Below are 14,386 nucleotides of genomic sequence, written 5' to 3'. Positions count from 1 at the left end.
CAACTCACCTCGGGCAATCTACTGAAATATTGTTGGCAAAAAGCTCGCCATAAGTGGTCTTTAGCGACACGTGTTCATAAAACTCCAGAAGCGAACACCTGTTTTTGAGGCATTCAAGCAACATCGCAATTATCTTGGGTGAATCCGTTCTCAAGATATGCTTAGGGGTTTGAGACATCGAAGTAAAATACCGATGCACCCTATCGATGAGGACTTGATTGCTGATCTCAACAATCAGTGAATCAATAGGCATTTTAAAAAATAAAATCTTTTGTTTGGGATTGATAGAAATATAAGCCGTATCCATCCCATAAAGCTTGGTAGAATGAGAATCAAACAAATATAAACTTTTGTTGTAATTATCATCAAAAGTATCATATACCAACCCTAATATCTGGATTTTTTGCTCCATTGTGTAGGGATTGCCAATAGGGGAAAATGCAAATTTCAAAAGCGATTCGATACTATACCACTCCACTGATACAAAACCATACTCCAAAATATGCTCGCTACGCATTGAGCGGAGTTTTTTTGCTAAAACAGAAGTCGAGGTTTTGTAAGGGGAATCCACGATTTTATCCCGATAAGCTGGACCGGGGAATCTGGGGTGGATCACAAATCGTTCTTCTTTTTCTTTATCTAATATATACGCCAGCCCGCCCTCATAACCCTTATCAATGATACGGACTTGTTCTTCGGGGATTTTTTCAAGCAATTCTTCAAACATCTCATCAGAACAATCCCAAATGCTTTTGGGGTATCTGAAAAAAGCACAAATGGCGTTTTTGACACTTTCAGGAGGCTCTTTTGATGTGGTCTTGTCTATCCACGATGTCAATGTCCGCCTATCTTTGGCGATGATGGTAGAAAATCTTGAAATACTCATCCCATAGCGGTTATAAATCGCGATCAAGCGCTCAATGCCATTTTTTATCCCCATAACCACCCCTAAATGCACAATTTTTATACAATTTAGCCATTTTTGCCTAAAAATTTGATGAATATCCCGCAAAATCGTTCAAAAATAATCTCAAACCAAGGGGTAGAATATCTCCATACCCCTAACAAGGAGGCGAGAAATGTCCGATTATGAAACGATTTATAAAGAGTCTATCCAAGACCCTGAGGCTTTTTGGGCTGAAGCTGCCAAAAAAGTGCATTGGTATCACGAATGGGATAAGGTCCTTGATGTGATGAATGACCACTACCGATGGTTTGTCGGGGGCTGTATGAATAGCTGTTATAACGCCTTGGATCTGCATATCGAAAATGGCAGGGGCGACCAACTTGCCCTGATTTATGACTCCCCAGTAACCGATACCAAAAAGACTTTCACCTACAAAGAATTACGCAATCGAGTAGCCAAAACGGCAGGGATTCTGGTGAATAAAGGCGTGGTAAAAGGCGATCGAGTCATCATCTATATGCCGATGATTCCAGAAGCCATCATCGCTATGCTTGCTTGTGCGCGTATCGGGGCAATCCACTCCGTCGTTTTTGGTGGGTTTGCCGCCCACGAGCTTGCCGCAAGGATAGAAGATGCCAAACCCCGTGTGATTATAAGTGCGTCTTGTGGGATTGAAGTGAGTCGGATGATTAAATACAAGCCGATTTTAGATGAAGCCATCAAAAAATCAAGCCATAAGCCCACCACTTGCTTGATTTGGCAACGCCCGCAAGAAAGAGCCAATATGCTCCCGTGGCGTGATGTGGATTGGGAAAGCGAAGAAGAAAAAACAGACCCCATCGATTGTGTCCCTGTTGATGCTACTGATCCGCTTTATATCCTCTATACATCTGGCACAACAGGCAAACCCAAAGGCGTTGTTCGGAGCAATGGCGGGCATTCTGTCGCGCTCAAATGGTCGATGGATAATATCTATAATGCCAAGCCCGGCGATGTATTTTGGGCAGCGAGTGATGTCGGCTGGGTCGTGGGGCATAGCTACATCGTATATGCCCCGCTGATGAATGGATGCACCACCATCGTATATGAGGGCAAGCCGGTAAAAACGCCTGATCCGGGTGCATTTTGGCGGGTTTGTGAAGAATACAAAGTCAATATCCTTTTTTCAGCCCCGACTGCCTTTCGGGCGATCAAAAAAGAAGACCCCCAAGCCCAATGGGTCAAAAAATACGATCTGAGCCATCTCAAAGCTGTTTTTGTCGCAGGCGAGCGGTGCGATAGCGACACACTCCAATGGATACAAAACATCACAGGGAAGCCTGTTATCGATCATTGGTGGCAGACTGAAACGGGCTGGGCAATCGCTGCAAATCCCATCGGGCTTGAGCAAATGCCTATCAAACCGGGTTCGCCCACCAAGCCAATGCCCGGATTTAATCTCAAAGTCTTAGATGATGATGGCAAAGAATGCAAAAATGGCAAACTCGGCAACCTTGTCATCAAGCTACCCTTACCCCCGGCGTGTTTGATGACTATCTGGGGTGATGATACCCGTTACAAACGTGCCTATCTCAACCACTACAAAGGCTATTATCTCACAGGCGATAGTGGCTACATCGACAAAGACGGCTATGTGTTTGTGATGGGGCGAATGGATGGGGTTATCAATGTAGCCGGGCATAGGCTCTCTACCGGCGGGATGGAAGAAGCCATCTCCAAACACCCTGATGTCGCAGAATGTGCCGTTATTGGCGTGAATGATTCGCTCAAAGGCGAAATCCCGATGGCTTTGATTGTCCTCAAAGATGGCATTGTCAGGGATAAAGATGCTATCGGCGATGGGATCAGACAGATCGTGCGTGAGGAAATCGGGGCGATCGCCAGCCTCCATCTTGTCGCTGTGGTCCATCGTCTCCCCAAGACAAGGAGCGGGAAGATTTTGCGGGCGACAATGCGAAAAATAGCCGATGGGGAGGAATGGCAAACCCCTAGCACCATCGAAGATGAAAGCGTATTGGGCGAGATAGAAGAAGCCATCAAATCATTGGGCTACCCATTGCCCAAGCCATCAAAGGAGAAAGAATGATTAGTGCAGGAAAAAAATTTAGATTAGCCGTGCAAGAAAATCACCCATTGCAAATTTTGGGCGTTATCAACGCCTATAGTGCAATGCAAGCAGAAAAATCAGGTGCAAAAGCCCTCTATCTAAGCGGGGCGGGCGTGGCAAATGCGAGCATTGGTTTGCCCGATCTTGGGATGACAAATCTCGAAGATGTTTGTATCGATGTCAGGCGTATCACAGCGGCTTCATCACTGCCGTTATTAGTCGATGCCGATACAGGCTGGGGTGGGGCGTTTAACATCGCAAGAACCATCAAAGAACTTACCAAATCCGGAGCTGCGGGTTGTCATATCGAAGATCAAGTATCCCAAAAACGTTGCGGGCATAGACCGGGCAAAGAATTAGTCAGCAAAGCAGAAATGTGCGATCGTATCAAGGCTGCAATCGATGGCAAAACAGATCCTGATTTTGTCGTGATGGCACGGACTGACGCCCACGCTAGCGAGGGTCAAGAGGCTGCAATTGAGCGTGCGCTTGCCTATGTAGAAGCAGGGGCAGATATGATTTTTGCTGAAGCTATCCACACCCTAGAAGAATACAAAGAATTTACAAAATCCATCCACGTGCCTGTGTTAGCCAATATCACAGAGTTTGGCAAAACGCCCTATTTCACGACAGAAGAACTCAAAAATGTCGGTATTGCAATGGTGCTTTATCCTCTCTCGGCATTTCGGGCGATGAACCAAGCAGCTTTGAGGGTTTTTCAAGATATTCTAAAAAATGGGACACAAAAAAATAGTCTTGAGCTAATGCAAACCCGAGATGAACTTTACGCAATGCTTAACTACCACGATTTTGAAAAAAAACTCGATAGATTATTTAAAAATAAGGAGTCTTGAATGGAAACCAAGAAAAAAGTCGGCGGGCTTGCGGGTGTAGTCGCAGGAAAATCTGCTATCTGCACAGTAGGCACGGGACACGGATTAAATTATCGCGGGTATGATATTATCGAGTTGGCAAATTTAGCGCAGTTTGAGGAGGTGGCATATCTTTTGATTTTTGGGGATCTCCCATCACAAGAGCAACTCCAAGCATTCAAACACAAACTCAAAATCGCTCGTAATCTCCCAGACCCCATCAAAGAAGCTCTCAAACTCATCCCCAAAGACGCTCATCCAATGGATGTGATGCGCACAGGCTGTTCGCTACTAGGGTGCGTGGAAAAAGAAAAGCCTGATTTTAGCAATCAAGAAGACATTAGTATCCGTCTTCTTGGCATTTTTCCTTCGATACTCACGTTTTGGCATCATTATCACCACGACAAAACAGAAATCAGCACCCAAAGCGATGAGGAAAGCATTGCGGGGTATTTTTTGGAAAAACTCCATCGCAAACCGCCCAAACCCCTCTGGGTAAAAGCGATGAATGCGAGTTTGATACTCTATGCAGAACACGAATTTAATGCCTCAACATTCACCGCTCGAATCGTTACCTCAACACTTTCAGATACGTATTCAGCTATCACGGCGGCGATTGGGGCGTTGCGAGGTCCTTTGCACGGCGGGGCAAACGAAGCAGCGATGGATTTGATAATGGAATTTTCCACCCAAGAAGAAGCCATCAAAGGGGTGCGAAAAAAACTCGAAAACAAAGCCAAGATTATGGGATTTGGTCATCGCGTTTATGTCAAAGCCGACCCAAGAAATGCCATCATCAAAGAATGGAGTAAAAAACTCGCCCAAGATGTTGGAGATGATCGAATTTATACGATTTCAGAGGGGATAGAAAAACTAATGTGGGAAGAAAAAAAGCTTTTCCCCAATCTTGATTTTTATAGTGCCTCTGCTTACCATTTTATGGGAATCCCCACAGCTTATTTCACGCCGATTTTTATTATGAGTAGGACCACTGGCTGGCTAGCACATATCATCGAACAAAGACAAGATAATAAGCTTATTCGCCCCAGTTCAGAATACATAGGTCCCCAAAATAGACCTTATGTCCCAATACAAAACCGATAAAAGGAGATTTTATGAGTAATAATGATATGGGAATTTTAGACAGCAAAAGACCTGATTTTGATGAGCTTTTATCACAAATCGCCACGTATGCCCTTGATTTTAACATCACGTCAAAAGAGGCCTATGAGACAGCGAGATACTGCCTGATGGATACGCTAGGTTGCGGGCTTTTGGCACTCAAATTCCCGCAATGCACGAAGCTTTTAGGGCCTGTGGTTGAGGGGGCAGAATTTCGCCCTTTAGGCACAAAGATTCCCGGCACAAGCTACCAACTCGATCCGGAGCGTGGGGCTTTTAATGTTGGGGCGATGGTGCGATGGCTGGATTTTAATGATACCTGGTTGGCTAGCGAATGGGGACACCCATCTGATAATCTGGGGGCTATCTGGGCGGTGAGTGATTATGTGAGCCGAAAAAACATCGCTAATGGCTTGAGCCCTCTGAAAGTCAAAGATGTCCTCACAGCGATGATAAAAGCCCACGAAATTCAAGGTATCCTTGCATTGGATAATTGCTTTAACAAAGTAGGGCTTGATCACGTTTTGCTTGTGCGGATTGCTTCAACTGCGATGGCGTGCGTGCTACTTGGAGGGAATTTTGAAGAAGTCCGCAACGCCGTTTCGCAAGCCTTTATCGATGGGGGTGCGCTAAGAACCTATCGCCACGCCCCCAATACAGGCTCAAGAAAATCTTGGGCAGCGGGGGATGCTAGCTCACGAGGGGTGAATCTTGCCTTGAAATCCATCAGCGGAGAAATGGGCTATCCAAGTGCCTTGAGTGCGAAATTTTGGGGCTTTGAAGATGTCAAAATGAAAGGGGCAAAATTATCTATCCCCCAACCATTTGGTAGCTATGTGATGGAAAATGTGCTTTTTAAGATTAGTTTTCCGGCTGAATTTCACGCCCAAACGGCTGTCGAAGCAGCCCTAGAACTCCATCAAGAAGTAAAAAACAGGCTCGATGATATTGAAAAAATCATCATCACAACCCAAGAAAGCGCCCACCGAATCATCAACAAAGTAGGGCCTCTCAGCAATCCTGCTGATAGGGATCATTGTATCCAATATATGGTCGCCATCGGCTTATTGGAGGGCAAACTTGAAGCACAGCATTACGAAGATGACATCGCAAAAGACCCAAGAATCGATAGGTTGCGGGACAAAATGGAAGTGGTGGTTGATGAACGCTATACAAGAGAATATTTAGAGCCTGATAAACGCTCCATCGCCAATGCGGTGCAAATATTTTATAAAGATGGCTCAAAAAGCCAAAATGTTGCGGTGGAATACCCCATCGGTCATCGACGGAGGAGAAAAGAGGGGATTCCTCTGTTGATTGAAAAATTTAACGCCAATCTCGCCACAAGGCTAAGCCCAAAAAAATGCGCCCAAATCAAAGATCTCTGTGCCTCGCAGACAGATTTGGAAAATACGCCTTTCAATGAATTTAGTGATTTATTTTCTCTGTAATTTTCTATCTAAATTTTATCCCCAATCATAAGTCGCACAGCCTCAATGTGCGACAAAACTTGAGTTTAATCACGCACCAAACGAGCGTGGAAAACGACCCTGAAAGCCCAAAAATATGTTAAACTAATATTTTATATTTTACAAAGATGGGTGGCTGATTTGGGAGAAAGATTGGAAGAAAAAGGGGCGAAAAAAGACATCGAAATTATGGCGATTTTGGGACCCACTGCTAGTGGCAAATCCGCCCTCGCCCTAGAAATCGCTGAAAAAATCGATGCGGAAATCTTCTCGCTAGATTCCCTTAGCATTTATCAAGAAATCAACATCGCTGCTGCCAAACCCAGTGTAGAAGAGCTTGGGCGTATCAAACACTACGGGATCAATGAGCTTACTATCAACGAGCATAATAACGCCCAAATTTTTAAAAGCCTTTTAGAAACTGCTATCAAGCAAACAGCCAAAAAAACCTTGCTTATCGTTGGGGGCAGTAGTTTTTATCTCAAATCCATTATCGAGGGTTTGAGCGAAATGCCTATGCTTTGTGAAAAAGAAAAGCAATCAGTCCAACAACGTATCGATGAATGTTTGCAATCCCAAAACCCGCACGCCTTTTTGGCTCAAATCGACCCGCTTTATGCCAAAAATATCGCCAATAACGATACGTATCGTTTGCAAAAAGCCTTAGAGATATTTTTTGCCACCGCCACACCGCCAAGCGTGTATTTCCAAAACCACCCCAAAAAACCCTTTGCTTACCCGATCAAAATCTATGCCATTGCGATTGCCAAAGAGATTTTGAAAGAAAAGATCTATGAGCGCACGCAAAAAATGCTCCAAATGGGGCTTGTTGATGAGATTGCTTCGTTGCTAAAGACCTACAAAAGGGATTGCCAGCCTTTCAAAGCGATTGGCCCTAAGGAGTGTATCGCTTATCTTGATGGGCATATGGATTTAAAAGAACTCCAAAATACCATCTGCACGCACACCACCCAGCTTGCCAAACGCCAAAGCACATTTAATAGGACACAATTTCAAGATATTTCCCATCTAAGTGCTAAAGAAATTTTTGATAGGGTTGTTATGCGATAAATTGGAATTTGAAATTTTAGCTTGCATATTTTGTATAAAATCAATCTATTTTAATCATTTATTGCCTATAATCAATTGATTTGAAATATAAAGGTTTTTAATGACATTTGATGATATTTTACGGATTCGGAAAAATGAGCTTCAAGAATGCGATAAATGTATTGTGGGGCTAGAAAAAATACTGGAAGATACGCAACCCAATTTTTATACCAAGATAATAAATTTTTTTAAAAAGCTCATTGAAAAAACATTTTCAGTCAAAATTACAAAAATTAAAAAAACATCAACTAATCCTGATTTTTTGAGTGCCAGAAATACCTTGATAAAAATGCTTCAAGAGAAACAAAAATTACTCAAAAATATCAGTGAAAAAGACTTTGATACTCTCTCTGAAGACTTTGATTCGATCAATGAAAAAATTTATAAACAATACCGCTGGTTAAAATCAATAAATGAAGATACCGCAATCAGATTCAAACTTGAATGTATTTTTGATTCTTTTTTAAATTCACGAATGGGAATTGGCTTATCAAGAATTAAGCTTTTTATTCATAACTTGATAAAATACCCATTTTTATCATTCCTGATGTTCTTCACCATCGGTATTATCATTTTTACATCCTATTTCTTTTTTAAACTTGAGTATATTCCCAATATGACACGAGAAAGCCTCTTGTTTTATTTGATGGTCCTTTCTACCACAGGGATTTTGGCAGGAATCATATTTGGAATACTGCAAGTTTTAATTCCATTGATTATAGAAGAAACATTTAGATATAAATCACTAAGTAAAAAACAAGTGTTATTGTTAAGTATTTCTATGATAAGCCCTGCGATTGTTATGTCAATTTTAGATCATTGGAATATGAAAAGTATCTATTGGTTTGTATGTATCATTGTGGTTATAATGGCAATATTCTCTTTATATCGTTATATTTTAAAAAATATTTTCCAATCATCACTCTTCACATTATTTATTTTATTAATGTCTATAGTATTTTTTCTATTTATTATAATTTTTCCAAATTATACATTAGAAATTTTATTGATTATTTTTTATATAGTAGCCCTTGCCTTTATACTCAGAGGGTATGCTTATATCACATTTATAGTCATTCTTTTCCTAACAACAATAATCATTTCTGCAATTTTTTCATCAAAATTTATATCCCTACTCCACTTTGGTAACTACAGCCCAAAAATATTGGTTCTAGACACACAAGCAAAAGCCCTCATCCCTCAAGAGCTAAACAACTCCGAGAAAATAGCCATCAGTCCTGATGCGATCAAAATCCAATACCCTAAAATCTTATCAAATATCGGCGAAGAGTATTATGTTGCAATCCCAGATAAACAAAACCAGCCCCATCGCTTCACTATCCCAAGAAGATTTATCTTGAGCGAAGACCTCACAGAGAAATGCGAACAAGATAAGCCCCAAGAAACACCCCAAGCCAAGCCAAAAGAACACGCAAACACCCAAGACCCCTCTGGGATTCGCTAAGCATTGCCACCGCTTCAATCTATACACCCCCCAATCTGCCCGCCCGCAAACATATAAAAAACCATACATAATCGGCACGATCGCCATTGCTTTTATCGTGCTTTTGCTCCCCTTTTGCTATACTTTTGGGCATACAAAACCATTCAAAGGAAAACGATGTATGCACTACTTAGCGTGAGCGACAAAACAGGCATTGTCCCGTTTGCAAAGGGGCTTTGTGAGCTTGGTTATGAGATATTAAGCACCGGAGGCACACTCAAAACACTCCTAGAAAACGACGTTCCTGCCACCGATGTGAGCGATCATACCGGGAGTGTGGAGCTTTTTGATGGCAGGGTCAAGACACTCCACCCAAAAATCCACGGGGGTATCTTGCAACGCAGAAACCACGCCCAAGACACCACCCAAGCAAAAACCCATCAAATCCCTGCGATCGATGTCGTTTGTGTGAATCTCTACCCTTTCAAATCCACCATAGAAACCACGAATGATTTTGAAACCATCATCGAAAACATCGATATTGGTGGCCCCAGTATGATCCGTGCGGGGGCAAAAAACTTTCAAGATGTGCTTGTCATCACCGATATTTCTGACTACGACATCACGCTCCAAACCCTCCGTGAGGGGCAAAATACCCTCGCATTTCGGCGTAAAATGATGATAAAAGCCTTTGAACACACCGCACAATATGATTGTTTGATCGCCAATTATATGAACGAGCGTTTCTGTGAAAAATTGGGTGAAAAGGTCTTCATAACTGGTGAAAAAGTCTGCCAAACCCGATATGGCGAAAACCCGCACCAAAAGGGGGCAATGTATGAATTTGGCAATTTTTATCGCCAGTGTTTAAAAACCCTCAAAGGCGAAGCGAGCTTCAATAACTTCACCGATATGAATGCGGCCATAAAAATTGCCACGAGCTTTGGAAACTCCCCCGCTGTGTGTATTATCAAGCACGGGAATCCCTGTGGTTTTGCTATCAAGGAAAATGTTTTTGAAAGCTACGCTTCTGCACTCCAATGCGACCCTGTGAGCGCCTATGGGGGCGTGGTGGCTATCAATGGCGTGGTAGATGAGATACTCGCTACAACCATCAATCAAACATTTATTGAAGTCCTCATCGCTGCTGATTTCACCGCCGAAGCCCTTGAGGTCTTTGCATCCAAAAAAAGAATGAAAATCTTCACAGCCAGCCAAGATGGCAAAACATTAGCATTCCCCAAAGATAGTATTGATTTTAAGCATATTGAAGGGGGGTTTGTCTATCAAGAATCCGACCAAATCAGCGATACAGAAATATCACAAGCCAAGCTGGTGAGCCATACCCCTGCGAGCAAAACGCAACTCCACGATCTTCACATCGCTTATAAAATCGCTGCTTTGACCAAGTCAAACTGCGTTGTTTATGTCAAAAACAGCGTGCTTGTAGCCATCGGTATGGGGATGACAAGCCGTGTAGATGCTGCAAAAAGTGCGCTAAATAAAGCCAAAGAAATGGGGCTAGATATCACAGGGAGCGTGCTGGCTTCTGAGGCGTTTTTTCCCTTTCGTGATAGTATCGATATGGCAGCAAATGCTGGGGTGAGCGCTATCATCGAGCCTGGAGGGAGTATTCGTGATGATGATGTCATCGCAAGTGCGAACGAACATAATATCGCATTGTATTTCACAGGCGTCCGACATTTTTTGCATTGAGGGAAGATTTCAAAAACTAGTGGCAAAAGTAGCGAGAATAATTAACATAATAGTAATTATTTTTATTTTTGTATTGTATAATGGCGTTGCTTTATAAAAATAAAATATCTCAAAGGATAAATAATGAAAAAAATGTTAGCAAGCCTCGCTATATTCGGATTGTTTGGAGTTTTTGCCAATGCGGTAACTATCGATACCACAAAAGGTGAAGCCTACTTTATCGCCTACAAAATGAAAGCAAAAGTTGCCGTCAAAGGGATGTTTAATGATACCAAGTTCAAATTTGGCTCAAAGTCTGATAGCATTTCAGGTGCCCTCAAAGGTGCGAGCGCAACAATGGATCCAAAAAGCGTGGATACCAAAGACAAAATGAGGAATAAAAACATCACAGAAACATTCTTTTCTAAGATGAAAAGCCCTATCAAAGTATTATTCAAGGATGTCAAAGAAAATGGCGACAAAGGCAGTATCGCTGCGGTTGTTTCGATGAATGGCAAAGATGTCAATGTGCCGATGGAATACACCATCAAGGATGGCAAATTCAGCGCTACAGGGAAGATTGATATCCAAGATTTCCCTCTCAAAGATGAATTTGCCGCCCTTTCAGCCCGTTGCAAACCTTTCCACGCAGGCGTTACGTGGTCAGAAGTTACGATCGGATTTGATGCCCCTACAAAATAAACCTTTCGGTGTTGCACCCCCTGCAACGCCTCCCTATCTTCTTTGATTCATAACTTCTTATTAGCAAATCATTAATTATTATTTAATAAGCTTTAGCGTTTATATCAAAACCCTAAGGAGAACACAGATGAAAAAATCGACAATGAGTATTTTGGCAATCGCATTATTTGGAATGTTAGCAAATGCTGCAACCATCGACACCAAAAAGGTCGAAACCTCTTGGACAGCATACAAAACAGCCCAAAAAACACCTGTAAGTGGGACATTTAATGATATCCAATACAAATTTGGCAAAAAACAAGACAGCATTGCTGCAACACTCGAAGGCGCAACGGCGACTATCGACCCGATGAAAGTAGAATTACACGATGCTACCAAAAATAAAAATTTACAAGACTTTTTCTTTTCCCAATTCAAAAATGGCGGTATCAAAGTAACTTTCAAAAATGTGATGGAAGGCAAGGATCAAGGCACAATTTTAGCAATGGTAAAAATGAATAACAAAAACGTAAAAGTTCCTATGCAATACACCATCAAAGATGGAAAATTAGTTGCTACGGGCGTGCTAGACATTATGGAATTTTCACTCAATGATGCGTTCAAAAAATTGGCTGTAGGTTGCCACGATCTGCACGAAGGACTTACTTGGTCTCAAGTAGCTATCACTTTCAGTGCGCCCATCAAACAATAAAAACAACATCTCCAAACGCTACGAACTCTCGTAGCACCCCACAAAATAAATCCCAAACATCAAACAAATCGGTATAATACATTTCAGAATCAAAATAGGAGAAAATATTGGAATTATTGCATAGTGTCAATGACTTCAACGAAGCCAAACAAGTCATCCCCGGGGGTGTCAATTCTCCGGTGCGAGCGTTTAAAAGCGTGGGCGGAACGCCTCTATTTATTTCAAAAGCACAAGGTTGCCATCTTTTTGATGTCGATGGGAATCGCTATATTGATTTTGTCCAAAGTTGGGGACCTCTGATATTTGGACACTGCGATAGCGATATCCAAAAAAGTGTCTATGATGCCATCGGCAATGGCTTGAGTTTTGGCGCACCCACCGAGCTTGAAACCACGCTTGCCAAAGAGATTATTGCTATCTATGATGGTGTGGAAAAAATCCGCCTTGTCAGTAGCGGGACAGAAGCGACAATGAGTGCCATCAGGCTAGCAAGAGCCTACAGCCAAAAAGATGACATTATCAAATTTGATGGCTGTTATCACGGGCATAGTGACGCTTTGTTGGTGAGTGCTGGGAGCGGGTGTGCGACATTTGGTGAGCCATCTTCTCCAGGTGTGCCAAAAGACTTTAGCAAACATACGCTCGTAGCACGATACAACGACATTGACTCGGTGCAAGCTTGCTTTGAAACCAGCAAAAATGTTGGCTGTGTCATCATCGAACCCATCGCTGGGAATATGGGATTAGTGCCGGCAGATATTGACTTTTTGCAGGCTTTGAGGGAAATGTGTGACAAACATAATGCTGTGCTTATATTTGATGAGGTGATGAGCGGGTTTCGCGCCTCGCTAAAAGGCGTGCAGGGGTATTGCGATGTCGTGCCTGATATGGTAACGTTTGGCAAGGTTATCGGCGGGGGAATGCCACTGGCTGCTTTTGGAGGCAAAGATGAGATAATGCGCCTGCTCTCCCCGCTTGGTGGTGTGTATCAAGCTGGCACCCTTAGTGGCAATCCTATCGCTGTATCTGCCGGGCTTGCTTCAGTTTGCAAGATCAAAGCCAATCCGCAGATCTATACCCATTTAGAAACCCTCGCACAAAAATTAGTAACAGGCTTAAAAGAAGCTGCAAAACCCCATAAAATACCGCTACAGACCTGTGTGCGTGGCAGTATGTTTGGATTTTTCTTTTGTGATAATGCCGTGCGAAATTTTGATGACGCCCAAAAAAGCGATACGCAAATGTTTGCGAAATTCCATAGAAAAATGCTTGAAAAAGGCGTCTATTTGGCTTGCTCGCAGTTTGAGACGGGATTTGTTTGCACGGCGATGGATGATGCCATCATTGATGCGGTGATCCATTGTGCAGAAAAGAGCTTTGATGAAATCTCTAAGGGCATTTGATGGATCAAGAACCCAAATTCAAAAAAGTCATTAAAGGTGCCAATGATTTAAGTCTTGGGATTTCTATTGTCGTGAGCGTGCTTCTTGGTGTCCTTATTGGTTGGGCATTGCAAAAACTCACGGGTATCATCTGGCTATTTTGGTTGGGGGTGTTTTGGGGGATAGGTGCTGCCATCCTTAACACCTACAAGGCCTACAAACGAGCAAAAAAAGAATTTGATGAGCTCGCCAAAGACCCTAAATATGCCCACAACAATGCAAACCAACATAATGACAAATTTAGCAATAAATATGATGGTAAGCCCGATGGATTGTAAATACCGCTGTTTTTTGATTTTATTGGGTGTCAATGTTATCGGCGCTCTGGTCTGTTATGGGGTTTGGCATACCGCAGGGGTGATGAGTTTTGAAGCGGCATTTCTTAGCTTTTGCCTTGTGCTATGGAGTGCCTATAGTAGCTTGAAACGCAAAATCAATAAAGAAATCACGCAAGCAGATTTGCTCCAAACAAAAGAATCTCCAAGCGAGATCGAAGAAAATCTTGAAGAAAACAAAGACGCCAAAGCCCCAAAAACAAAATTCAGTTTTTCGAGCTTTATTTTGGGATTACAGCTTTCTATGGGGTTTTTTAGAATCCTTGCTTATGTGATATTGATAGGGGTGGTGGTGGTTTTGATGAATAAAAATATGTTTTCAGTTCTCCCCTATTTTATTGGCATTGGGGTTTCTCTGGTAGCGACTTTGAGTCTTGCGTATTTGTCTCAAAACTCCTCCAGTGCCAAAAAAGTATAATAAGGCAAGCAAAGCACGCAAAATTTTCTTATCCAAACTTGTTTTTACCCCCATACAACCCAAATAATGCTA

At 42.4% G+C, this 14,386-nt stretch carries 13 protein-coding genes; 12 read left to right on the top strand and 1 reads right to left on the bottom strand.

What is annotated here, in order from left to right; genetic code table 11:
* Positions 1 to 4: 4 nt before the first annotated feature.
* Positions 5 to 940, bottom strand: coding sequence for a hypothetical protein (locus BJI48_RS06360; RefSeq protein ID WP_095333093.1), 936 nt, complete (start codon positions 938 to 940; stop codon positions 5 to 7).
* A 139-nt stretch (positions 941 to 1,079) separates the two neighbouring features.
* Here BJI48_RS06360 and BJI48_RS06355 point away from each other — a divergent pair, with 139 nt between their 5' ends.
* The 12 genes from BJI48_RS06355 (at position 1,080) to BJI48_RS06300 (ending at position 14,314) form a co-directional block, all read left to right on the top strand.
* Complete coding sequence (locus tag BJI48_RS06355) at positions 1,080 to 2,993, top strand: propionyl-CoA synthetase (RefSeq protein WP_095333091.1); 1,914 nt, start codon at positions 1,080 to 1,082, stop codon at positions 2,991 to 2,993.
* On the top strand, positions 2,990 to 3,868 hold the full coding sequence (gene prpB / locus BJI48_RS06350) for a methylisocitrate lyase (RefSeq protein ID WP_095333089.1): 879 nt from the start codon (positions 2,990 to 2,992) through the stop codon (positions 3,866 to 3,868). The genes BJI48_RS06355 and prpB overlap by 4 nt, the downstream gene beginning before the upstream one ends.
* Positions 3,869 to 4,990, top strand: coding sequence for a 2-methylcitrate synthase (gene prpC, locus BJI48_RS06345; RefSeq protein WP_095333087.1), 1,122 nt, complete (start codon positions 3,869 to 3,871; stop codon positions 4,988 to 4,990).
* An 11-nt stretch (positions 4,991 to 5,001) separates the two neighbouring features.
* On the top strand, positions 5,002 to 6,459 hold the full coding sequence (gene prpD / locus BJI48_RS06340) for a 2-methylcitrate dehydratase (protein ID WP_095333085.1): 1,458 nt from the start codon (positions 5,002 to 5,004) through the stop codon (positions 6,457 to 6,459).
* Positions 6,460 to 6,618: 159 nt separating this feature from the next.
* Positions 6,619 to 7,548 carry a tRNA (adenosine(37)-N6)-dimethylallyltransferase MiaA gene (gene miaA, locus BJI48_RS06335; RefSeq protein WP_257874425.1) on the top strand — a complete coding sequence of 310 codons (930 nt, stop codon included), beginning with the start codon at positions 6,619 to 6,621 and terminating at the stop codon, positions 7,546 to 7,548.
* 163 nt (positions 7,549 to 7,711) lie between these two features.
* Positions 7,712 to 9,052: a hypothetical protein gene (locus tag BJI48_RS06330; protein ID WP_143428779.1), complete on the top strand. Its 1,341-nt coding sequence runs from the start codon at positions 7,712 to 7,714 to the stop codon at positions 9,050 to 9,052.
* A 156-nt stretch (positions 9,053 to 9,208) separates the two neighbouring features.
* Positions 9,209 to 10,747, top strand: coding sequence for a bifunctional phosphoribosylaminoimidazolecarboxamide formyltransferase/IMP cyclohydrolase (gene purH / locus BJI48_RS06325; RefSeq protein ID WP_095333081.1), 1,539 nt, complete (start codon positions 9,209 to 9,211; stop codon positions 10,745 to 10,747).
* 123 nt (positions 10,748 to 10,870) lie between these two features.
* Positions 10,871 to 11,428, top strand: a complete 558-nt coding sequence (locus BJI48_RS06320; protein ID WP_095333079.1) for a YceI family protein — start codon at positions 10,871 to 10,873, stop codon at positions 11,426 to 11,428.
* Positions 11,429 to 11,555: 127 nt separating this feature from the next.
* Entirely contained in the window at positions 11,556 to 12,119 is a 564-nt protein-coding gene (locus tag BJI48_RS06315) for a YceI family protein (RefSeq protein WP_095333077.1), read from the top strand.
* Positions 12,120 to 12,226: 107 nt separating this feature from the next.
* Positions 12,227 to 13,522, top strand: a complete 1,296-nt coding sequence (gene hemL / locus BJI48_RS06310) for a glutamate-1-semialdehyde 2,1-aminomutase (RefSeq protein ID WP_095333075.1) — start codon at positions 12,227 to 12,229, stop codon at positions 13,520 to 13,522.
* Complete coding sequence (locus tag BJI48_RS06305; protein ID WP_095333073.1) at positions 13,522 to 13,839, top strand: AtpZ/AtpI family protein; 318 nt, start codon at positions 13,522 to 13,524, stop codon at positions 13,837 to 13,839. The genes hemL and BJI48_RS06305 overlap by 1 nt, the downstream gene beginning before the upstream one ends.
* Positions 13,814 to 14,314 carry a hypothetical protein gene (locus BJI48_RS06300; RefSeq protein ID WP_143428778.1) on the top strand — a complete coding sequence of 167 codons (501 nt, stop codon included), beginning with the start codon at positions 13,814 to 13,816 and terminating at the stop codon, positions 14,312 to 14,314. Before BJI48_RS06305 ends, BJI48_RS06300 begins: the two co-directional genes overlap by 26 nt.
* Positions 14,315 to 14,386 lie beyond the last annotated feature (72 nt).

Origin of the sequence: Helicobacter sp. 11S02596-1 (genome assembly GCF_002272825.1) — a bacterium.
Classification (GTDB): Bacteria; Campylobacterota; Campylobacteria; order Campylobacterales; family Helicobacteraceae; genus Helicobacter_J.
This window is presented reverse-complemented; position numbering and strand designations above follow the sequence as displayed.